Below are 23,830 nucleotides of genomic sequence, written 5' to 3' on the forward strand. Positions count from 1 at the left end.
CTGCGTCATGAATAACCACCTCAAATCCGCTGCGCTACTTTTCGGTGATTATACATTCGCCAAATATATAAAATTTTATGTAAACATAAAATTTTATATGTCTGGCTCATTGTGTATAACAAACAATAATAAATAATAACAAACAATAAAAGGCTGAAAGTGGCATAAATAAAGGGTTTTACCACCAAATATCGCAAAAATACAACAAAAAATGTCTATATATAGTAATTGTGAATGATTTAACAAAGAAATGAAACGGTTTTAAATAACAAAGTATACAAGTTTGGGAAAATGAGAAATAACAAAAATGTATAAAATATACAAGAATACGATTTGTAAAATCGTTTTTTTATGTTGATTTGTACATATATGTGTGCTAGAATATGAATTAGGAAATCACGATGTGAATTCTAATGTAGGTGAAATTTTTAAATTTTTTGAAGGAGGAAGTTATAATGAGAAAATTTAGCCGCAAAGCATTAGCTTTATCACTTTGCGTAGTTTTAGGAGCTACAGGTTTTACAGGTTGTGGCGATAAGAAAAATGGAGGCGGTTCTTCTAAGGGAGATAATACTGCAGACATGAGCACAGGCCTCAACAAAGATGCAGAAGGTGACATATCAATCATGGTATGGTCAGGTGATGGTCAGTATTATGAAGATATAGGACATATGGATTGGACAAAGGATGACATTAAAGCACAGAACGTTGCAGCAGTTTATGCAGTAGCTAAGAAGTTTAATGAAACATATCCTAATGTAAAGATTAACCTTTTTGCTAAATCAGGTGATCCTAACCAGGCCGGAACAAACACATGGGATCAGGAAATTGAAAACTTTAAAGTAGACCATGGTAAATATCCTGATATTTGGGCATCAACAGATGTTCCTAATGACATTAAGAAAGGTTTAGTTGCAGATTTATCAGTTTACAAAGATGAAAGTTCATACAAAGCATACAATGAATCACTTATGGCAACAATGAACTATTGGGGATTCCAGGGCGCATTGCCATCATACTCAATTCCTTGGGGTATTTGGGTTAATAAATCACTCGCAACAGAAAACAATATCGATGTTCCTGATATTGATTGGGATATTGATGAATATACAGATTTTATCAAGTCAGCAGATTGTGAAACATTCTGGGGCGACAAGAGCACTCCTGTACGTTTAATTGAAACAGGAACAGAAGATATTAATAAGAGCATCTTAGAGAATGGAACAGTTAATGTTAACTCAGATGCAGTTAAAGACTTGCTTACATATGTACCTGAATGGGCTGAAACAACAGTTGACGTTGCTGAAGGTGCAGGAAATCTTTCAGAAGAAATTGCTAAGGAATGTGGTCAGTACAGCTGGTATTACTTCTGCAACAATAGATTATTAACAGATTCAAATGATCCTTGGTATCTTGCTAGTGCAGCAGATCCTAATGCAAAGAGCACACTTGGTGTTGTACAGGCAGATGACTTTGATATTTATCCAAGACCATCTACAGAATATTGTGATAATACAGTAGGAACAGTAGTTGACCCAATCTGTGTACACAATTATGCATTAGATGATAAGAATGCTGAATGGAGTGATTCAGAAAAACAACAGTTATTAGTTGCTTACACATTTGCAACATACTGGACTGGAAGCACAGAAGCTAAGCAGGCAATTGCAGATCAGGAATGGGTTCAGGGTACATCATATAAACCTGCTATGAACGATACATTCCCAGTAGTAACTGGAGATGCATATGATGAACAGATGGATATCTGGTATTCAATCGATTCACATGCAGTTTACAAAGATACAGAAAAATTCCCTGGATTTGCAGAAGTTGTTCGTTTATATAAAGAAGGACAGACATGGGATTACTCAGATAAGACAACTCCGGTATCAATTACAGAAAATGGTGAAAAACAGAGCTGCTTATATGAATGGGAAAACATGTGGGATGAAAATGTAGCAGGCGCATGGCAGACAGACCCTGACTGGGTTGACAATGTAAAATCTAGATTGGCTGACTGGAATACAGCTATGAATAAAGATTTAGAAGCAGCTACAGAACAGTTGAAGGAATCTTTAAAGGAATATTATGGATTCACAGATGCTGATTTTAAATAAAAGCTGATTGTTAACATCATTGCGGAACTACTCACTTGGGCAGTTCCGCTTTTGTAACAAGAAAGAAAGGACAACAATGAAAAAAAAGATTATTAGCGGATTGGTTGCTGTATGTGTCATTGTTGCAGCGATATTTGCATATAAGTTTGCGTTTGGCAACTCCGGTACATATGTTAAAGATCCAAGTGCTACTGAAGTACAAAAGGCGTTTGATACTTTAAACAATGCATATGTAGAAGATGGCACACAACCAGAAAAGTATTACACAGATTTCATTGCTGACAGTTCTCTGAGTACAGGCGAAGGAAAACATATTGCATCAGTAAATGGTGGAATATCAACTGAAGAATATTATCAGCAGAACAAAAACAATGAAAATGTTTCTGAAGAAGTTAAAGAAAATAGTAATCCGATGAAAGAATTAGATTATCAGGATGTAGCTCAATATGACATTTCAGTTGAAAAGAGCGGATTGTACTATTTGTATTTGGATTACACTTCAGTAGGAAGCACAATGTCTAATTACACAGTAAGCGTTAAAATTGATGGTGAACAGAAGTATAATGAAATGAATACAATAAGTTTACCGCTTACATGGAAAGATAAAGATGTTGAAGTTGATAAAGATGGAGTTAAAACATTTCCGTTAGACAGTCACAATGATGAAATGGCTCCAAGCCAGGAAGTTGTTAAAGACTGGAATTTAGAATCTCCTCTTTATAATAATACATATACATCAACAACTCCTTTATGCTTCTATTTAGAAGAAGGCGTAAATACAATCGAAATCGAAAATGTTTCATCAGGCGGCTTGGCAGTTGGAGATTTAGTTGCTGCAGCTGCAGAAGATGACACAGATTCATACGAAGATTATGCTAAGAGTCATAGCAATGAAAAACATATCTCAGATGAAGATGTTCAGATTGACGCAGTATATTATGATACAAAAAATACAACAAGTGCTATTTATGGAACAAGCACAAATTCATCACTTACAAGATTTAACATCGATTATGAAAAATTAAATACATTAGGATGGTCAGAAGCAGGTGCAGAAGTTACATATAAGTTCAATGTAGCTAAGACAGGAAATTATAACTTGGCCTTCCATTATAAAAATGAAAAGAAAGAATTCAGTTCTTTTGAAACAATTAAAATAGATGGAAAAGTCCCATTTACTGAATTAGAAAATTATCAGTTTCCATATGTAGCATCAGGTTGGGACAACCTTACACTCGCTGATGAAGAAGGAACTCCTTATGAAATCTATTTAACAGAAGGTGAACATACAATTACGATTAAACAGGAAAACCAGCCTGTTATGGAAGCGTATAGAGATGCTTTACTTATTGAACAGCATTTGACAGATTTTGAACTTGAAATCACAAAGATTACAGGTACAAATATTGATAAAAACAGAAAATGGAAAATGACTAAATACATTCCTGAGATTAAGGATTATCTTGATGCGTACGAAACATTAATTCAGCATATAAGATTTTTGCTTCAGGATTATTCAGATGGTGGTAATGATGGTGCAGTTCTTACTTATTTAGATCAGGCGGAAGTTTTCATCAAGAATATTTCAAAATATCCGGATGAAATTGCTTTACATAAAACTGATTTAACCGGAGCTGAAAACTCAATATTAAAATCAATGAGTAACTTTACAACAGAAGTTGTAGCTAACAGCATTACACTTGATAGAATTTATGTTTATGGTGATAAGAGCCAGTTAGGAGCAAATAACTCTTCGGTTGGTGGATCACTCTGGGTTGGAATAAAGTCATTGATGAATACATTTACTTCATCTAAGTATTCTACAGATATTGAACAGGCAGGAGACGACGTACTTACGATTTGGTACAATGGTGCTATTACTCACGTAGATTTACTTCAGAAGATGGCTGATACACAGTTTACACCACAGACAGGAATTAAAGTTAAGATTGCAACAATGCCTGATGTAAATAAACTTACATTAGCTATTGCAGCTGATAAGACACCTGATATGGTATTAGGACTTGCTTCTTACGTGCCATTTGACTTATCAAGCCGTGGTGCTTTATATGATATGACACAGTTTGATGATTTCTGGTCAGTGTCAAAGAGATTCCCAACAGGAAGTTTTGTTTCATATGTATATAATGAAGGAGTTTATGCTATTCCTGAAAGAACAGATTTCAACGTTATTGCATATAGAACAGATATATTTGACAACTTAGGAATTCAGGTTCCTGATACATGGGATGACTTAATTGAAATATTACCTACACTTCAGAGATATGGTATGAATTTCTATCATAATATTTCTCTTGGTACAACAGGTTACAAGTGGTTCTATCAGACAGCTCCAATGATTCTTCAGAATGGCGGACAGCTTTACAAGCAGAATGAAGATGGAATTGTAACAACAGGTATTGATACAAAAGAATCAGTTAAAGGTTTACAGGTATTGGGCGATTTATTTACAAAATACTCACTTGATACATCAGTACAGAACTTCTTTAATTCATTTAGATATTCTACATTGCCAATTGGTATTATTGGTATGGAAGATTACACATTGATTAACAATGGTGCACAGGAATTAGAAGGACAGTGGGATATTGCTCCATATATCGGAACAAAGAGAACTGATGAAAATGGAAATGAATATGTAGACAGAACATTCGTAGCAAATGGTTCAGGCGCTTCTATATTTAAATCGTCTAATAAGAAGGAACAGGCTTGGAAATTCCTTAAATGGTGGACAAGTCAGGATGTTCAGGTTGAATATACAAACACACTTCGTTCTACATACGGTAAGACATATTTCTGGCTTTCAGCAAATATTGAAGCTTTAAAAGCTAACCCAATGGATGAAGCTGATAAGCAGGTTATTTTAAATCAGATGAATTATGTAACTGATGTAACAAGAACACCGGGGCAGTACTTACTTGAAAGAACAATTTCAAATATATGGACAACAATGGTATTCGATGGAACAGCGGCACAGGTTGCAGTCGATGAAGCAAAGGTTGATGTAAACAGAGAAATTATTCGTAAGATGCAGGAACTTGGATACTACGATGAAGATGAAGTGATGGTTAAGAAATTCAAACTTCAGGGTTACGATTGGATTAAAGAAAATCAGGATGCGGCAGCACCGGAAAAGGAGGAGTAAAAGATGGCTAAAACAATAGCAGAGCGCAATCATAAAAAACACGCATCTGGCGAAGGATTTAAAATCTTTTTACTTTTCCTTCCATATGCACTTTTATTTATAACATTTATTTTACTTCCTATTATAATAGCTATGGGATTGTCATTTACATATTTTGATGTAATTAACGCTCCAAAGTTTGCGGGATTACATAACTATATAACATTGCTCACGGGTGATGAAGTATTTATGAAGTATGTATTACCTAATACTGTATTGTACGCTATTGTAGTAGGTATTGGAGGATATATATTATCTTTCTTAATGGCTTGGTTACTTGCTCAGGTAACACCAAGAATCAGAACAGTATATGCTTTGGCTATGTACACACCTTCAATGGTAGGTCAGGTTTTGATTACAGTAATTTGGAAGACAATCTTCTCTGGTGATCAGACGGGTTTAGCTAATGCATATTTACAGAAATTTGGAATAATTGATCAGCCAATTCAATGGTTGATTTCATCAGATTACTTTATGCCGATTATGATTTTCGTATCATTATGGTCATCAATGGGTATTGGATTCTTATCAATGCTTTCAGGTATTTTAAATATCGATCAGGAATTATACGAAGCAGCTTATGTGGATGGTATAAAGAACAGAGCACAGGAAATCATTTACATTACAGTCCCATCAATGAAACCACAGATGTTATTCGGTGCGGTTATGGCGATTGTAAATGCGTTTAACATGGGATGGATTGGTGTTGCTTTAGCAGGTGCCAACCCAACACCGGATTATTCAGGACAGTTAATTGCTAACCATATTGATGATTATGCATTCTTACGTTATGAAATGGGTTATGCAGCTGCAATCTCAGTAGCATTACTTGCTTTAGTATGGATTTGTAGCCAGGTAGCAAATAAGTTGTTTACTGAAAAAGATGAATTTTAAAAGGGAGGAGAAATAGAATGGCAAATTTTCAAGGTAATAGAATTAACCCAACAAGATTTTCAACAGGGCAAATAAAATTCCACATTATTGCATTTCCATTGTCAATATTTATGATACTCCCTGTAATTTTTATAATATGTCAGGCGTTTAAGCCTTTAGGTGAATTGTTTAGATTCCCACCAACAATTTTTGTTCACAATCCAACATTGGATAACTTTAAGAATCTGTTTAACTTAGCAGGAGCTACAGGTATTCCAATGTCAAGATACTTTTTGAACTCACTTATTGTAACAGTTCTTACAGTAATCTTGAATGTAATTATTACAATAATGGCAGCATATGTATTCTCAAAAAAGAAATTTAAGATTAAAGGTGCTTTATGGGAAATCAACCAGGCAGCCCTTATGTTCGTAATGACAGCTGTTGCCATTCCAAGATTTATTATTATTGTTAAATTAGGAATTTACAATACATGGCTTGCACATATTTTGCCTTTGATTGCAATGCCGGTAGGTTTGTTCTTAGTTAAGCAGTTCGTTGATGGTATACCTGATGCTTTAATAGAAGCAGCCGTAGTTGATGGCGCAGGAGATATTACTATTTTAAGAAAAGTTATTATTCCATTAACAAGACCTGCTTTGGCTACATCTATCGTGCTTACATTCCAGGCAGTATGGAATAACGTAGAATCATCAAATAACTACATTACAAACGAAACATTGAGAACATTAAACTACTATGTAAACTCTATCAGTGTTAATAACGTAGTTGCAGCGGCTGGTATTTCAGCAGCAGCTTCGATGATATTGTTTGTACCTAACTTGATTATCTTTATCTGTATGCAGTCTCAGGTTATGAACACTATGAGCCATTCAGGTATTAAGTAAGGAGGACCGGAAGATGAAGAGAAATATGAAGAAACCATTAGTGTTTATAATGGCATTAATGATGATGATAATGACAGTTCTTCCGGTTAGTGCATCCCAGGCTACAAGTTATACATACACTTTGGATGATAACAATGAGCGTGTAAGAACACAGGATGCTTACTTGCCAGATAGAACAATTACTAATTTAGGATTGAAAAATCCTTCAGACATAATAATTGATGAAAACAATATTATGTACATCTGCGATACAGGAAATACAAGAATTGTAATATACGATTTAAATTCAGAGAAGGTTTTACATATAATCTCAGGTGATGATGATATTTACAAGGGAACAGATTTCAAAGGATTTACAACTCCTAAGGGTATATTCCGTACAGATGATGGAACACTTTATGTTGCTGATGGCGGAGAAAAAGCTGTTTTCAAATTTGATTCAAATTACAATTACTTGACAGCATTTGAAACTCCAACAGCTCCAATATTTGGTGACACAAACTACGAACCAAGTAAAGTGGCAGTTGATAAAGGTGGAAACATCTTTATCGTGTCAGAAGGTGTTAATACAGGTATAATTCAGTTGAGTTATACAGGTGAATTTCTTGGATATTTTACATCAAATAAAACAAGATTGACACCACAGCAGGCATTCTTGAAAGCTATTTATACAAAAGAGCAGGAAGAAAAATCTGCACTGTTAAACACAGCACCACCTACATTTTCTAATATTTATGTTGATGAGACAGGTACTGTTTATACAACAAGTATGGGAAAAGGTGATGACTTATTAAAGAAACATAGTACAAACGGTGGAAACATGTTCCAAAACGCTGTTGCGGCACATGCAAGTTTGACAGATGTTTCAGTTGATGACAGAGGAATAATTTATGCAAGTGATACTACAGGATATATTACAGTTTACACAAAATCAGGAGAATTGATTTTTGATTTTGGCGCAAATGTAAAGAACCTTGATATTTCAGGTTTATTCTCATCACTTACAACAATTGCTACAGATAATAATAATAATATTTGGACAGCAGATGGAGATAAAGGATATTTACAGTCATTTATTCCAACAGATTATGCTAAGACAATTTATAAAGCCTTAGATGAATATGAAAATGGTGAATATGCAGCATCACTTGAAGACTGGTCAACAGTTCTTCGATTAAACCAGATGTCAGTACTTGCACACAATGGTGTAGGTAAAGCATATTACAATGCAGAAGAATATTCAGACGCAATGGAACATTTTGAAATTGCCGGAAACAGAAACGATTATTCAAATGCATTCTGGGAAGTTCGTAATGAAGTAATTCAGAACAATTTATGGTGGGTAATGCTTATCATCTTTATTCTTATTGTTGTAAAAGTATTGATTGTTTTAATTGACAGAAAGAAAGTATTAAAGAAGAAAAAGAGAGCCCTCGGTAAGAAGTTAAAAAAAGTGCCTGTAATTGGAGAGTTAGGATATGCATTTAAGATATGTAAACACCCAATTGACAGATATTATGATATCCGTGTAGGAAAGAATGGTTCAGTTATCGCTGCAAGTATTATATACATAGTATTCTTTATTGTTTATATGATTTATAAGACAAGCAAAGGATTTATTTATCAGTACACAGATATTGAAGATATGGATATCAGCGCAGTAGTAATCGGTTTCTTCGCAATCGTAATTTTATTTGTTATTTGTAACTATCTTGTTACATCAATTACAGATGGTGATGGAACATTTAAGCAGGTTTATATGATTCCTGCATATGGTGCAATTCCTGCTTTAATATCAATGATAGCAGTAATTGTTATGTCTTATGGTTTGACATATAATGAAGCATTCATTCTTACAGTAATCTTAATTGTTGGTATCGGCTGGTCATTAGTACTGGTATTCCAGGGATTATCAACTGTACATGATTACAGTTTTAAAGAAACAGTAGTAAGTTTGATTATTACATTTGTATTTATGCTCATTGCAGCAATCGTAGTACTTATCGTAATTATCATGTGGGAACAGTTATCAGGCTTCTTAATTACAATAGGAAAGGAGATTATAAGAAATGTTACAGGTAAATAAAAAAGTTATAAATAAAATAATATCAGCATCTCTCATAACAGTCCTTTCAGCAGGAGTTGCAGTAAATGGTTCCTATCTTAATACAAACAGAGATACAAGAAAGGCACCTGAAAGATCAAAGTCAGCAATGAGTGTTTCTTCAGCTTTTGAAAAAATATATGAGTCTGATAAGGTTGCATATTATTATAGAGAAGACAGAGATATATTTGCTATTGAAGATAAGGCAACAGGATATGTCTGGAAAACAGGTTTAGACGTTCCGTTTAAAAAGCAGGTTGAAGATGCTAAAGATGCAGTAAATGGTGAAGGCCATTATACAGTTGAAAGACTAGCAGAAAAATGGAAAATGACTAAAGTTCAGGTTAGAGAAATTGCCAATACTCCAATTGAAGAATCAATGAATGAACAGTACACTGGAATTGCTAATTCATTAATTTCAATTGAATGTTTCAAAGGAAGCGGAGAAAGTATGACAACAACTACATACGCTTCAGCATCATATGATGATAAAGATGGTGATTCATCACTTGAAGAAGTAAGTGGTTCTAATGGAAAACAGTGGAAATTAAATGCTGTATTTGATAAAGCTGAAATTGGTGTTGAAGTTATGATTACTTTAGGTGATGACGGAAGCATCAATTACAATATTCCTTACGATGGAATTTCAGGTAAGGGTATTAAGAAACTTTCATCAATATCAATTACTCCTTTCTTAGGAGCAAGTGGTGGTGTACAAACTGTATATAATGAAAAAGAAAAAGATTGGACAGACCTTCAAAAAAAATATTTAACACCTGGTTATGTATTTGTACCTGATGGAAGTGGAAGTTTAATCAGATTCGCAGAAAATACATCAAAGTTCAGTGATTACACAGGAGATGTTTATGGAAGTGATTTATCAAGTTATATGTATTACTACAGTGCACTTGATGATTCAGTTCCACTTGAAGATCCGGTAATGCCTGTATTTGGCGTTTCACAAGGTGATGGAACTCAGTCAGCGTTTGTTGCATATGCAGATAGTGGCGATGAATTTATGACAATTATTGCAACTCCATCATCTACGGACAAGAATAAAATCAGATATACATATGCATATCCTAAATTCTCTTACAATACAGAATTCTACCAGGTTACAAACCAGGCAGGTGATGCTTATCGTAAGACTCAGGATAAGGCAAATGAATTTGATATTGATATGACATACGATTTCCTTTACGGAGATGGAAGTAACGGCGAACCTGCAGCTGATTATACAGGAATGGCAAAAGCATACAGAGAACATCTTATCGAAGAAGGAATATTGACAGTTAAGGAAGATGAAGAGGGAGATATCCCAATGAGAATTGATTTCTTAATGTCAGATTCTAAAAAAGGTGTATTTGGAACACAGGAAGTTGCCGTAACAACAACAGATGATGTTAAGAAAATTTTAGATAAGTTAATTGGAGATGGAATAACAAATATTAATTCAGGTCTTATGGGATGGCAGAAAAATGGTGAAACATTAGCAAAGCCAAGTGATTGGAAGTTCTCAAAGGACATTGGTAAAAAAGGCAAATTCAAAGATCTTATGAAAGAATTTAGCGACAAGGAAATTGATATTTCATTCTCAAGAGATTTCGTATCAATTAACAGTAAGATGATTAACTACTATGGAAATGCAGCTAAGCATTTAAATACTCAGTATTTAACAGTAGATAAATCAAAAGTATTGCCTGAAAACTCACCTGTAACTGACTTTAGTTTTGCATTACCTACAAAGTCAGCAAACTGGTTGACAAGTTTATACGAAAGAATTAGTGATTACAATAATTCAATAACAGTTAAAGGTATTTCAAATACATTATTAAGCTCACATAGCAGTACAGGACCTACAACAACTGTTACACAGGCAATTAACTTATATGAAAAAGCATTTGAAAAAATTAAGAAGAATGGGGCAACAGTTAATATGGATAGCCCAAATCAGTACTTATGGAAATATACAGACCGTTACTTACAGTCACCTGTAGGAACATCTCAGTATGTATATGAAACTGATTCAGTTCCTTTCTTACAGATGGTATTAAATGGAACAATGGAAGTATACGCACCATATTCAAACTTCTCATTCTATTCACAGGCTGACATGTTGAAGATGATTGATTATAATATTTCACCTTCATTCGTGTTAACACAGAAGCCTTCATACTTACTTGCATCAACAACATCGTGTGATTACTACTCAACAGAGTTCGATCAGTATGAAGATTTGATTAATACAATTTACACAACAGTAAATGATGTGTTATCAAAGGTTAAGGGATGCGAATGGATTGGAAGAAAAGTATTAGATGATGGTGTAATTGCTAATGAGTACACATCAAATGATGGAGAAAAGACAGTAATCATCAACTATACAGATGAAGAAGTAACAATAAACGGTGAATCAGTTCCTGCCCAGAGTGCAGCAGTAATTGAAGGAGGTGTAAATTAATGGCAGACGAAAATAAGATTGTAACACCTTCAGATATTGAAGAAGCAAAGACAGAAACAGTAGATACACAGACAACTGCTACAGTGGAAAACACTGTAGCAGAGAAAGATGAAAAAGTTGAAAGTGTTGTTACAGATGAAGAAATTGCATCTGTAGAAATAACTCAACCACAGAAAGCCCAAAGTTCAAGTCTTCGAGCTCAGATGAAAAGTCTTAGAGACGAAGAAGAGGAAGAAGCTAAAGAAAAAGAAGAAGAAAAATCTCAGCCGGAAGAAGAACCTGTCCGTGGTGATTCCATAATAGAAGAAAAACTGGCTAAGATTGAAAAAGAAGAAAAAATGAGCAAAGCAGAAGCCAGAGCAGAAAAGGCAGCATTAAAGGCTGCAGAAAAAGCTGCAAAGGAAGAAGCAAAAGCCGTAAATAAAAAAGAAACTAAACAAAAGAAAGTACAGCCAAAGGAAAAAGGCAAAAAGAAAATGCAGACATATCAGCATAGACAGAATAAATATGGATATGCTTTTATGGCACCTTGGATTGTAGGATTTTTACTTTTTACATTATTCCCGTTTGTTGCAACTATTTTCTTGAGTTTTATGAACGTTAAGAAAGCAGCAACAGGTTATGTACTTAAGTTTGCAGGAATTAATAACTATATAACAGCGTTTATTAAGAACTCAGATTTCTTACCAGCGTTACTTAGTTATTTGAAGATGATAATTCCATATACATTCATTGTAGTTGTATTATCATTTATCATTGCGTATCTTCTTAATAAGATTAAGACAGGTAAGGGATTACTTAGAACAATTTACTTCCTGCCCGTAATTATTATGTCAGGTCCTGTAATGTCACAGTTACTTGATGTACAGAATGCGGCAGCAGAAGCTACACAGAAAGTAAGTGGTGCAGTTGATGCGGCTGATCAGTACTCAAACATCTTCATTATGCAGATGATTCAGAGTTACTCAGCACCATTAGCAACAACACTTGCTCAGGTATTTGATCAGTTATCAATAATTTTATGGTTTACTGGTATCCCAATCGTTTTGTTTATTAACGGTTTGCAGAAAATTAATGTAAGTATTTATGAAGCAGCTAAGATTGACTCAGCTAATGCTTGGCAGATAATGTGGAAGATTACAATTCCAATGTTAAGACAGATTGGAATGATTATTACAATCTTCACAGTAATTCAGTTAGGTACTTACGAAGCTATCAACCCTGTATACACCTTGATTCTTGAACAGACCGGTGATACGGCGAGTGGTTTAGGATATGCAGCAACATATGCATGGATTTACAGTATAATCGTATTAATAATTGTAGGATTTGTTTTATTGTTATTTAAGGAAAGAAAGCCAAAAGACATTAAAGACAGAAAGAGACAGGAAAAGAAATTGGCTAAACTTGAAAAACAGCAGATGAAGAGATTAAAGAAACAAAACAGATATGCAAAGAAGGAGGCAAAGAAATATGGCAAGTAAAAATGATCAATCAGTTATTGATTTGACTAAAATGAATAAGTTTAGTTTTGCAAAATTAAAGAAATTAAAAGCTGTTCATGTTATTTCTAAAATTGCTATATATTTCCTTCTTATTTGTATAGGATTTGTATACTTAGAGCCGATATTTGAAATGATATCAAAATCAATCATGTCAGCTAAGGATTTGATTGATCCATCAATTACATGGATTGCAAAGCATTTTACATTAAGCAACTTTAAAGAAGCAGCAAATACTTTGGATGTAAGTCATTCATTGATTAACTCAATTTGGGTTTCAGCATTGTTTGCACTTGGTCAGACTATTGTTTCTGCTACAACAGGATTTGCTTTATCAAGATATTCATTTAAAGGTAAAGGATTATGGTTTGGAATGATAGTATTAGCATTTATCCTTCCGGTACCACTCCTTACAGTACCTAGAATTATCATGTTAGATTCATTAAATACTGCAATCGGTGTTAAATTAATAGGAACTATCATTCCACAGCTTTTAATGTCTATTTTAGGACAGGGAACATATTCAACAATTTTGATTTTGATTTTCTATAACTTCTTCAATATGATTCCAAAATCATTAGATGAAGCAGCTATGATTGATGGTGCTGGAGCATTAAAGGTATTCTATCATGTAGCAATCAGATTATCACTTTCAACAATTCTTGTAGTATTTATGTTCGCATTCGTATTTAACTGGAATGAAACATATTCAACAAGTACATTGATGCGTAATTCAATTGAGTTGGTACCAAATCAGTTAACATTATTTGATAACAATCTTACAACTAGCGATGTAGGTAGTGTAAATGAAGCAAGTAAGATGGCGGCAACATTAATTTCAATAGCTCCATTGTTATTGTTATATGCACTCGTACAGAGACAGTTTATTGAAGGTATTGAAAACGCAGGTATTACAGGAGAATAAAAATGAAACGAAAACTGACAGCAATATGTATGATATTCGCCACAGCTTTTGCTGTGGTGGCCTGCCAGTCTTCTGATAAAAGCCAAACAAATAATACGAAAGATAAAACAGAGACTCAGACAGTCAAAGAAAGAATAGCAAATAGTATTCCGGACAGATATGATGATTACGGTGAAACAAAACCGGCTGATTATTATGTAAAAGCGGATGGATTTGATTATGACTATAATAGTTTGAATTACAAACTTGTATGGTCAGATGAGTTTGATTACGAAGGACTCCCTGATGAAAGCAAATGGACTTACGATATAGGTAAAGGCCAGGGCGGTTGGGGAAATGGCGAACTGCAAAAATACACAGACAAAGGAAATGCCTGGGTAAAAGATGGTAAGCTTACAATCGAACTTAGAAAAGAACAGGATGAATTCGGGAAAGATATGTATACGTCAGCCCGAATTAAAACAAAAGGAAAAGCTGATTTCCGATATGGTAAATTTGAAATTAAAGCAAAATTACCTAAAGGAAAAGGAACATGGCCCGCGATATGGATGCTTCCATCAAGTACTACTGAATATGGTGGATGGCCTATGTCAGGAGAAATTGACATAATGGAACATGTTGGATATTTGCAAAATATTATTCATTCAAATGTGCATTGTCAAAAATACAATGGATTGGATGGCTCTAATAAAGGTTGGGCAAAAAAAGTCGAGGGTGTTAGCGAAGAATTTCATACATATGGATTCGAATGGCTCCCGGACAAATTAATATTTACCGTGGATGGTGAAACAATATTTACTTACGATCCCGATGAATATGTTGGAAATAGTAAAAATGTAACAAAAGATGAATGGCCTTTTGATAAGGAATTTCATCTTATAATGAATATAGCTTACGGCGGAAGCTGGGGTGGAAGTTCAGGAACAGATGATGAATGCCTTCCACAGCAGATGCAGGTAGATTATGTTCGTGTATATCAAAGCGACGTTATAAGCGCTTTGGCAGAAAAAGAAAAATAGGAGGCGCAAATGAAAGCAATGAAAAAAATCGCATCAGTTGTTTTATCATTATTAATGGTTGTTTCTATAATTGGTGTTATGCCAACTCAAACAGATGCAGCTATCAAGGTTTTGACAGGCAAAAAGACAACTATTTCAATAGGCGAATCATATGGTATCGCTACATTAGCAAAGGGAGTTAAATACTCTACAAGCAATAGCAAAGTTGCTTCAGTTAACAGCAAAGGTTCAGTAAAAGGTAAAAAAGCCGGTATTGCAAAAATTAAATTATCATCAAGTGCCGGAACAGCAACAGTTAAGGTTACTGTTACACCAACTAAGGTAAAAGGTGTTAAGGCTAGCATTGCTTCAAGTACAGAAACAGCTTCAAACGTTACTGTATCTTGGAAGAAAGTAAAAGGAGCAACAGGTTATTATATCTACAAATCAACAAATAAGAACAAGGGATTTAAGAAGGTTGCTACAGTAAAAAAAGGTAAAAAAACAAAAACTACAATTAAGAATGTAGCCGGTGGTGCAACATATTACTATAAAGTAAAAGCTTATGCTAAAGCAGGCAAAAAAGCAATTGCTAGTAGCGAATATTCAAATGTTGCAAGCGTAAAAACTTGGAAGTTGACTTGGTCAGATGAATTTAATGGAACAAGTTTAGACCTCAATTCATGGAAATATGAAACAGGAGCAAATGGATGGGGTAATGAAGAATTTCAGGATTATACAGAAGGAAAGAACATTAAATTTGAAAATGGTTGTTTAGTAATTATTCCTAGAATGGAATATGATTTAGTTGCTAAGAAACCTGTATATTGCTCATCAACAAGAATTAATACTAAAGGTAAAAGAGAATTTACTTATGGTAGAATGGAAATAAGAGCAAAGGCATCTAAAGCAAAAGGTACTTGGTCAGCAGGATGGATGCTTGGAGCAAACAATGATACAAAAACATGGCCATTATGTGGTGAAATTGATATTTTAGAAGCAATGAACGGTGGAGTTCCACAGACAATCCATTGCCCATATTTTAATAACCAGTCAACATCTCATGGAAATAAGAATTATGACACAGGTCTTACACAGGCTACTGCAGCAGCAGATTTCCATACATATACAGCAGAATGGAATGAAAATTCAATCACATTCATGGTAGATGGAAGAGTAGTTGGTGTATATGATCCTTCAAAATTCAGTGCAAGTATTTTCAATGAAGCTTGGGTATTTGATCATTCATTCTTCTTCATTCTTAACTGTGCAATCGGTGGTAACGCTGCAGGAACAGTTACAACAAATGGATGGACATTAACAGGAACAAATGGAAATATTCAGACATATGAAGACTACTATTATGTTGACTATGTAAGAGTATATCAGTAAGATGAAATTGACTGTCACCCGTTAAGTGGCGGGTGACAGATATAATAAAACCTTAGGAGGGAATAACATGGTTACAATTAAAGATGTTGCTAGAGAAGCAGGAGTTGCAATATCTACGGTTTCTAATGTATTTAACAATGCTGACATCGTAAGTGAAGATACAAAACAGAAAGTATTAGAGGCGGTTGAAAAATTGCATTATATCCCTAATATGAATGCAAAGTTATTAAAATCTAATAGAAAGAATACAATAGGATTATTTGTAACAAGTTTACAGGGAGATTTCTATAAGGTTTTAACACAGGCAATTCATTTGCAATGCAAATTAAACGATTACTTATTAAACATATATGTAAGTAATGACAACTCACCGGATGAAATATATCGTATGATAATTGCATCAGGCGTAGCAGGAGCAATAATTTATCATGAAGATTTAACAGGCGATTATGTAAAGCGAATTGCAACAGTTAATATTCCAATGGTATTTATTGATAGAAATTGTAAGGGAAAAAATATTTCAGGAGTATTTGTAGATGACAAATTAGGAGCATCTATGGCAGTTGACCATTTGATTAAACTTGGTCATAAGAGAATCGGTTACATGCATGGTAACGAAAGCGGCGACGATGAACATCGTTATGCCGGATATGCGGAGATGATGGAAAAGAACAATCTCCCAATCGATAAGGAATTAGAAGTCAGAGGATATTATGAGGAATCACTTGCGTACAGTGAAATGAGATCACTGTTATCAAAAGGAATTGATATCCCGGATGCTATGTTCTGTGCAAATGATGAAATGGCATGGGGCGTTATTCAGGCATTTCAGGATATCGGTGTGAGAGTACCTGAAGATGTAAGTGTTATCGGATATGATGACAGTACAATTAGTCCTTATTATGGAGTACCTCTTACAACAGTACACAGCCCAATTGCAGAAATGGGTAGTGTAAGCGCAAATGAGCTTTTCAGATTGCTCAAATCAGATGATGATAAGAATGGAACAGTAACTAAATTATCACCAAAAATGGTTTATAGAAGCTCATGTGGTAGAGCAAAAGAAAGATAAAAAAGAAAATTATTAGCGTAAGCATAAAGATAAATATAATGATAAAAAAAGGAGTAATAAAATGAGTAACTACAGACTTGAAGGTAAGACTTTTGTTATAGATGATTATGATAGAATGCCGGCTTTTTCAAGCTTTTTGCCAGGTCTTGCAGGTGTTAAAGGAATTCCAATGTGGACATTCTACACTAACAGAGGACAGGGAATGAATAGTTTTGGTATTGGCAACAAGGGAAATGCCATTATGGAATTTAACTCAGCTAATACGGCATTTGAAAACACACAGGTAAAAGGTTTTAGAACATTCTTAAAAATTGATGGACAGTACTATGAACCATTTTTCCAGTATGAAGATGATGCAAAACGTTCAATCAGAATGAATAAAAACAGTTTCAAGATTATTGAAAATAATACTAAATATGGTATTGAGGTTACAGTAAATTACTATGTACTTCCAAATGAAAGTATCGGAGCTCTTGTAAGACAGGTTTCTGTTAAGAATACAGGAGATAAGGCTAAGAACATCGAAATCGTAGATGGTCTTCCAAAGATTATTACATACGGAATTGCAAATGGTGAATTTAAGGAAATGTCTAACTTATTTAAAAGCTGGGCAGACATTAAGAACCTTGAAAACAAAGTTCCATATTATACACTTAGAGCTTCAACAAAGGATTCAGCTGAAGTATCAGACGTTGAAGGTGGTTACTACTATTTAACAATTAAGGATAATGAATTACAGGACGTAATCTATGATGTAGATACAGTGTATGGTTATGATTTATCTCTTATGAAACCTGTTAATTTTGTAGAAGGTGGAATTGATAAAGTATTAGCAAAGAAACAGTGTTTTGCTAATAAAGTACCTTGTGGATTTACTCCATTTAAGGCAGAAATTAAAGCCGGGGAAGACTTCTCATTCTCAACAATGATTGGTTTTGCAGGTTCAGTTGAACAGATTAATGCTAAACTTGCAGATTTTACAGTACCTGGTTATTTAGATAAGAAATTTGAAGAAGCAGAAGAATTAGCAGATAGCTTCACTTCAGATATTAAGACAAAGACAGCAGCTGGAATATTTGACCAGTATGTAGAACAGTGTTACTTAGATAACTTCTTAAGAGGTGGATATCCATATGTATTAAACAAAGATGGAAATAAGTCAGTAATTCACTTGTTCAGTAGAAAACATGGTGACCCTGAAAGAGATTACAACTTTTTCTCAATCGCTGCTGAATATTATTCACAGGGTAATGGTAACTTCAGAGATGTATCTCAGAACAGAAGAAATGATGTATTCTTCAAGAAGGACGTTGGTGACTTCAATGTTAAGACATTCTTTAGTCTTATTCAGGCAGATGGATACAATCCACTTGAAGTAAGACCAAGTCTTTTCAATGTAATTGAAGGAAAAGAAGATGAAGTTCAGGCTTATGTTGAAGAATCAATTAACGGTGATGCTACAGCAATTAAGGAAATTGTTGCAGGTAAATTTACACCGGGACAGATTTCAAACACAATTGCAAAACTTCAGTTAGAACTTAAGATTGATGACGGAGAATTCATTGCAAATATTTTAAATAACTGTGATCAGAACATTGAAGCTGGATTTGCTGAAGGTTATTGGAGTGATCACTGGGATTACAATATGGATTTAGTAGACAACTACTTAAGCATTTTCCCAGATAAGATTGATGAGTTCTTATTCGAAGACAAAACATATAAATTCTATGACAGTGTAGCAACAGTTGTACCACGTGATGAAAAATACGTAATTAACAACAAAGGTGCTGTACGTCAGTATGGTATGGAAGTTGAAGATGAAGAAAAACTTGCAAGACCTGGATTTAATAAATGGGCTACAAACTGGTTACAGACAAAAGACCAGAAGCCATATATGACAACATTATCAGTTAAGATGATTATTTTAGCACTTAGCAAATTCGCTCAGCTTGATGTTGACGGAATGGGTGTTGAAATGGAAGGTGGAAAACCGGGATGGAATGACGCCATGAACGGACTTCCTGGATTATTTGGTTCAGGTACACCTGAAACATTTGAATTAAAGAGACTTGTAAACTTCATCATTGACAATTTCGAAGGCGAAGGCAAAATCGTAATGCCTGCTGAAATTGCTAAGTATTTAAGAGATGTTAAGGCTACATTAGATAAGGCAAATGCAGGCGAACTTAACGATTTTGAATATTGGGATGCAGTTGCAACAATCAGAGAAAATTATAGAGAAACAATTAAACTTTACTTTAGTGGAGAAGAAACAGCTCTTGCTAAATCAGAAATAGTTGAAATCTTCAAAGCATTTGAAGCTAAGATTGAAAAAGGCATTGCAAAAGCAGTTGAAATTGGTGAAGGCGTAGTTCCTACATACTTTACACATGAAGTAACTGACTTTGAACCAGTTGTAGATGCTGATGGAAATCCTGTAATGAGTCATTATGGATTACAGAAAGCTAAAGTTAAAGGCTTTAAGGCAGTTCCACTTCCAGCCTTCCTTGAAGGACCTGCAAGAATGATGGGATATGTTGATACAGACACAGCACGTGAAATGTTTAATAATGTTAAAAAGACAGATATTTACGATAGCAAACTTGGAATGTATAAGACATCAGCTTCAATCGAAGAATGCTCAATGGAAAATGGACGTTGCCGTGCATTTACACCAGGATGGCAGGAAAGAGAAAATGTATTCCTTCACATGGAATATAAATATATGTTGGCAATGATTAAAGCGGGATTATATGATGAATTCTACGAAACAGTAACAAGAGCGTTAGTTCCATTCTTAGATCCAAATATGTATGGAAGAAGTATTCTTGAAAATTCATCATTTATCGCATCAAGTGCAAATCCAAATGAAGACATTCACGGAAGAGGTTTTGTTGCAAGACTTTCAGGTTCTACAACAGAAATGATTTCAATGTGGATTGAAATGTTTACAGGTGGAAAAGTATTTACATATGAAAATGGAGAATTAGTACTTAACTTCACACCAAAGCTTGCAAAATGGTTATTTGATGAAGGAAAGGCTACATTCAGATTATTATCAACTTGTGATGTAACATATGTAAACAACACAGGAAAAGATACATATGGTGCTGATGCAGCAGTAGTTGATAAAGTAGAAATAGACGGAAAAGTAGTTTCTACTGAAAATAAGATTACAGGCGAATTAGCAGAAGCTGTTCGTGATGGAAAAGTAGACAAGATTACTGTTTATTTTAAATAGTTGCTAAATGAATAGGCGGAGATCCAGGAGGGTGTCCGCCTTTTGTGTGAATAGTGATTGCAAAAAACGCAAATTTTTATAAAAAATTAACATTTTACACACTTATAAAGACATACAAAGGATACGGGCTGTGGTTTTTGCGAACGCTTACTTGAGTATATTAGAAAGAGGAGAAGAAATGGGAAGTCTTAAATATATAGATAAAAAAGGTACATTTACACTGGACAATCCTGATTTAACAAGTTATATGTATTTTCCACTTGCAAATGAAGCAGGAATGATGAGTGCAATTACTCCTGATTTAGGTGGTGACATTAAGTTAGATCAGAATACATTTTTGTTAGAGCCTGTAAGTAGTGAAAATTTACATAATAACAAATCAAGCAGAAATTTCTGGGTTTATGTTGAAGGAAAAGGAGCATGGTCTGTTACAGGTAGATCTGCAATGCAACAGGCACAGTTGTTTACAGATAAAAAAGATGATGTGAAATTAACTGCAGGTATTATGTGGCATGAAATAGAAAGAAAATCAGATGAATTTGGATTGTCAGCTAAAATTACATCATTTGTACCTTCTACTGATGATAAAGTAGAACTTACTAAGATTGTAATTACTAACAATACAGAGGGAGAAGTAGAATTTACACCTACAGTAGCAATACCTATGTATGCACGTTCTGCGTCAAACATTCGTGACCATAGACACGTTACATCATTATTACATAGAACATACACAATAAAAGACGGTGTAGTAATTAATCCTACATTAACATTTGACGAAAGAGGTCATAACCTTAATAAAGTTTATTATGCGGCATTAGCTAAAATGACAGGATTTGAGAAAATGGTTAATCCTGAAAGTTTCTGCCCTGTTACAGAAGAATTCATAGGAAATGGCGGAAATTTTGAAAATCCATATTATGTGATGAAAAATATGCCATTACCATACAAGGAAGGAGAAGAAGTTGACGGTTATGAAACTGTAGCAGCGATGCAGTTTGAAAAAGTAACATTAATGCCAAAGCAGTCAAGAACTTTCGTAGTAGCTTTAGGTTACGGCGAATCAATGAATGATATAAATGAACTAAGTAAAAAGTATTTATCTGTGGAAGAATTTGATAAATATTTAGAGGAAACAAAGGAATTCTGGCAGAAAAAAATAAATGTAAGTTATAGTTCAGCAGACAAGGAATTTGACAATTGGATGCATTGGGTAAACTTCCAGCCAATGTTAAGAAGAATTTACGGATGTTCATTCTTACCTCACCATGATTATGGAAAAGGTGGAAGAGGATGGAGAGATTTATGGCAGGACTGCCTTGCACTTTTAATTATGGAACCGGCTAAAGTTCGTGGCATGTTAATTGATAATTTTGGTGGAGTCAGATTAGATGGAACAAATGCAACAATTATTGGTTCTAAGCAGGGCGAATTTATTGCTGATAGAAATAATATCACAAGAGTATGGATGGATCATGGCGCATGGCCATATCTGACAACGGAGTTATACATTGAACAAAGTGGTGATATAGAATTTTTAACAGAAAAAAATGCATACTTTAAGGATCCGCAGGTTTGCCGTGGTGAACAGAAAGACTTAGAGTGGAATGATGCACAGGGAAATAAGCAGTTAACAAATGATGGAGAAGTATATGAAGGAACAGTACTTGAACATATGCTTATGCAACATTTGACATCTTTCTATGATGTAGGTGAACATAATCATATTAGACTTAGAGGGGCTGACTGGAACGATGGTCTTGATATGGCTGATGAGAGAGGCGAAAGTGTAGCATTTACAGCACTTTATGGTGGAAATCTTGGAAATATGGCAAAACTTATAAAGAGTTATGCTGACATGACAGGAAATGAAACTGTCGAATTAGCTAAAGAAATGCTTTTATTATTAAATGTTGATCCAACAGTTTATGATAGTATAGACGAAAAACATGAAGTGTTATACAGCTACTGTGAACAGGTAAAGCATAGTGTAAGTGGTGAAAAAGTAAATGTAAAATGTACAGAGCTTTGTACAATACTTAATAGAATGTCACAGTGGATAGCAGAGCATATCAGAAATACAGAATGGATTAAGAGTAAAGATGGTTACTCATGGTTTAATGGTTACTATGACAATCATGGAAATGCTGTCGATGGTGATTTTGAATCCGGTGTAAGAATGATGATTACAGCTCAGGTGTTTACAATTATGGCAGGAACAGCAACTAAAGAACAGATAAAAGACATTACTGCAGCAGCAGATAAATATCTTTATGATGAAAAAGTTGGTGGATATAGATTGAACACTGATTTTAAAGAAGTAAAAACTGATCTTGGAAGACTTTTTGGATTCGCATATGGTCATAAAGAAAATGGAGCAGTATTCTGTCACATGGCAACAATGTATGCAAATGCATTATATCAGAGAGGATTTGCAAAAGAAGGATATCAGGTTATAAATACTCTGTTTAAACATTGTAATGACTATAAAGTAAGTGGAATATATCCGGGAGTACCTGAATATATCAGTCAGCGTGGAAGAGGAATGTACCATTACCTTACAGGGGCTGCAAGCTGGATGCTTCTTACAGTTTTAAATGAAATGTATGGAGTAAAAGGTGAAATAGGAGCGCTTAAATTTAAACCAAAGCTTTTAGCTAAACAGTTTGAAAATGGAGAAGCTTCAGTAAGTTGTATGTTTAGAGGTACAAATATACATGTAACTTATAAGAATGGCATGTGCAAAGACGCAGGCGATTATAAAGTTGCAGTTATTTATATTGACGGACAAAGATACGGCGAAACAGATACGATTGCAAAAGAAGATGTAGACAAATTTGGTGATAAGGCTGATATTGTGGTTGTATTACAATAGAAAGTTTATATTTTTTTGATTTGAATATTAAAACTGAAGTAAATTTAAAGATTAAAGCATAGCGGGGAATCTATGGGTTCTCCGCTATATTGATAAAATGCTAACAGAGACATACGGAGATGATAATAAAGCAATGCTAATTTCCACTATTGTTTTT

Annotated in this window: 13 protein-coding genes; all 13 read left to right on the forward strand. The window is 34.3% G+C overall.

Going from position 1 to position 23,830, the window contains the following annotated elements; all coding sequences use genetic code 11:
- The first annotated feature begins 455 nt into the window (after positions 1-455).
- On the forward strand, positions 456-2,117 hold the full coding sequence (locus tag DWX29_RS08215; protein ID WP_117910605.1) for a hypothetical protein: 1,662 nt from the start codon (positions 456-458) through the stop codon (positions 2,115-2,117).
- A 76-nt stretch (positions 2,118-2,193) separates the two neighbouring features.
- The gene (locus DWX29_RS08220; protein ID WP_022088809.1) at positions 2,194-5,283 is read left to right on the forward strand and encodes an extracellular solute-binding protein; all 3,090 of its coding nucleotides are present in this window, start codon (positions 2,194-2,196) and stop codon (positions 5,281-5,283) included.
- Positions 5,284-5,286: 3 nt separating this feature from the next.
- Positions 5,287-6,216, forward strand: coding sequence for a sugar ABC transporter permease (locus DWX29_RS08225; RefSeq protein WP_022088810.1), 930 nt, complete (start codon positions 5,287-5,289; stop codon positions 6,214-6,216).
- A gap of 17 nt (positions 6,217-6,233) precedes the next feature.
- Positions 6,234-7,103 carry a carbohydrate ABC transporter permease gene (locus DWX29_RS08230; RefSeq protein ID WP_022088811.1) on the forward strand — a complete coding sequence of 290 codons (870 nt, stop codon included), beginning with the start codon at positions 6,234-6,236 and terminating at the stop codon, positions 7,101-7,103.
- A 13-nt stretch (positions 7,104-7,116) separates the two neighbouring features.
- On the forward strand, positions 7,117-9,189 hold the full coding sequence (locus tag DWX29_RS08235) for a YIP1 family protein (protein ID WP_118565600.1): 2,073 nt from the start codon (positions 7,117-7,119) through the stop codon (positions 9,187-9,189).
- Positions 9,173-11,668, forward strand: a complete 2,496-nt coding sequence (locus DWX29_RS08240) for a DUF5696 domain-containing protein (protein WP_022088813.1) — start codon at positions 9,173-9,175, stop codon at positions 11,666-11,668. The genes DWX29_RS08235 and DWX29_RS08240 overlap by 17 nt, the downstream gene beginning before the upstream one ends.
- On the forward strand, positions 11,668-13,152 hold the full coding sequence (locus DWX29_RS08245; protein ID WP_022088814.1) for a sugar ABC transporter permease: 1,485 nt from the start codon (positions 11,668-11,670) through the stop codon (positions 13,150-13,152). Before DWX29_RS08240 ends, DWX29_RS08245 begins: the two co-directional genes overlap by 1 nt.
- A complete protein-coding gene (locus DWX29_RS08250) occupies positions 13,142-14,095 on the forward strand; it encodes a carbohydrate ABC transporter permease (RefSeq protein ID WP_022088815.1) in 954 nt (317 codons plus the stop codon). Before DWX29_RS08245 ends, DWX29_RS08250 begins: the two co-directional genes overlap by 11 nt.
- 2 nt (positions 14,096-14,097) lie before the next feature.
- Complete coding sequence (locus tag DWX29_RS08255; RefSeq protein ID WP_199522696.1) at positions 14,098-15,114, forward strand: glycoside hydrolase family 16 protein; 1,017 nt, start codon at positions 14,098-14,100, stop codon at positions 15,112-15,114.
- 9 nt (positions 15,115-15,123) lie between these two features.
- Positions 15,124-16,485: a family 16 glycosylhydrolase gene (locus tag DWX29_RS08260; RefSeq protein ID WP_022088817.1), complete on the forward strand. Its 1,362-nt coding sequence runs from the start codon at positions 15,124-15,126 to the stop codon at positions 16,483-16,485.
- Positions 16,486-16,552: 67 nt separating this feature from the next.
- Entirely contained in the window at positions 16,553-17,557 is a 1,005-nt protein-coding gene (locus DWX29_RS08265) for a LacI family DNA-binding transcriptional regulator (RefSeq protein WP_022088818.1), read from the forward strand.
- Between the two features lie 61 nt (positions 17,558-17,618).
- Positions 17,619-20,798 (forward strand): hypothetical protein, encoded by a 3,180-nt coding sequence (locus DWX29_RS08270; RefSeq protein WP_022088819.1) that lies wholly within the window; start codon positions 17,619-17,621, stop codon positions 20,796-20,798.
- 178 nt (positions 20,799-20,976) lie between these two features.
- A complete protein-coding gene (locus DWX29_RS08275; RefSeq protein ID WP_118565601.1) occupies positions 20,977-23,673 on the forward strand; it encodes a cellobiose phosphorylase in 2,697 nt (898 codons plus the stop codon).
- The last annotated feature ends 157 nt before the right edge of the window (positions 23,674-23,830 follow it).

Source organism: Eubacterium sp. AF19-12LB, assembly GCF_003479125.1.
GTDB classification, from domain to species: Bacteria; Bacillota; Clostridia; order Lachnospirales; family Lachnospiraceae; genus Eubacterium_U; species Eubacterium_U album.

What these genes read in the sequence shown, in the direction of transcription:
- DWX29_RS08215 (WP_117910605.1), top strand. Translation starts at nt 456, where the DNA reads ATGAGAAAATTTAGCCGCAAAGCATTAGCTTTATCACTTTGCGTAGTT.
- DWX29_RS08220 (WP_022088809.1), top strand. Translation starts at nt 2,194, where the DNA reads ATGAAAAAAAAGATTATTAGCGGATTGGTTGCTGTATGTGTCATTGTT.
- DWX29_RS08225 (WP_022088810.1), top strand. Translation starts at nt 5,287, where the DNA reads ATGGCTAAAACAATAGCAGAGCGCAATCATAAAAAACACGCATCTGGC.
- DWX29_RS08230 (WP_022088811.1), top strand. Translation starts at nt 6,234, where the DNA reads ATGGCAAATTTTCAAGGTAATAGAATTAACCCAACAAGATTTTCAACA.
- DWX29_RS08235 (WP_118565600.1), top strand. Translation starts at nt 7,117, where the DNA reads ATGAAGAGAAATATGAAGAAACCATTAGTGTTTATAATGGCATTAATG.
- DWX29_RS08240 (WP_022088813.1), top strand. Translation starts at nt 9,173, where the DNA reads ATGTTACAGGTAAATAAAAAAGTTATAAATAAAATAATATCAGCATCT.
- DWX29_RS08245 (WP_022088814.1), top strand. Translation starts at nt 11,668, where the DNA reads ATGGCAGACGAAAATAAGATTGTAACACCTTCAGATATTGAAGAAGCA.
- DWX29_RS08250 (WP_022088815.1), top strand. Translation starts at nt 13,142, where the DNA reads ATGGCAAGTAAAAATGATCAATCAGTTATTGATTTGACTAAAATGAAT.
- DWX29_RS08255 (WP_199522696.1), top strand. Translation starts at nt 14,098, where the DNA reads ATGAAACGAAAACTGACAGCAATATGTATGATATTCGCCACAGCTTTT.
- DWX29_RS08260 (WP_022088817.1), top strand. Translation starts at nt 15,124, where the DNA reads ATGAAAGCAATGAAAAAAATCGCATCAGTTGTTTTATCATTATTAATG.
- DWX29_RS08265 (WP_022088818.1), top strand. Translation starts at nt 16,553, where the DNA reads ATGGTTACAATTAAAGATGTTGCTAGAGAAGCAGGAGTTGCAATATCT.
- DWX29_RS08270 (WP_022088819.1), top strand. Translation starts at nt 17,619, where the DNA reads ATGAGTAACTACAGACTTGAAGGTAAGACTTTTGTTATAGATGATTAT.
- DWX29_RS08275 (WP_118565601.1), top strand. Translation starts at nt 20,977, where the DNA reads ATGGGAAGTCTTAAATATATAGATAAAAAAGGTACATTTACACTGGAC.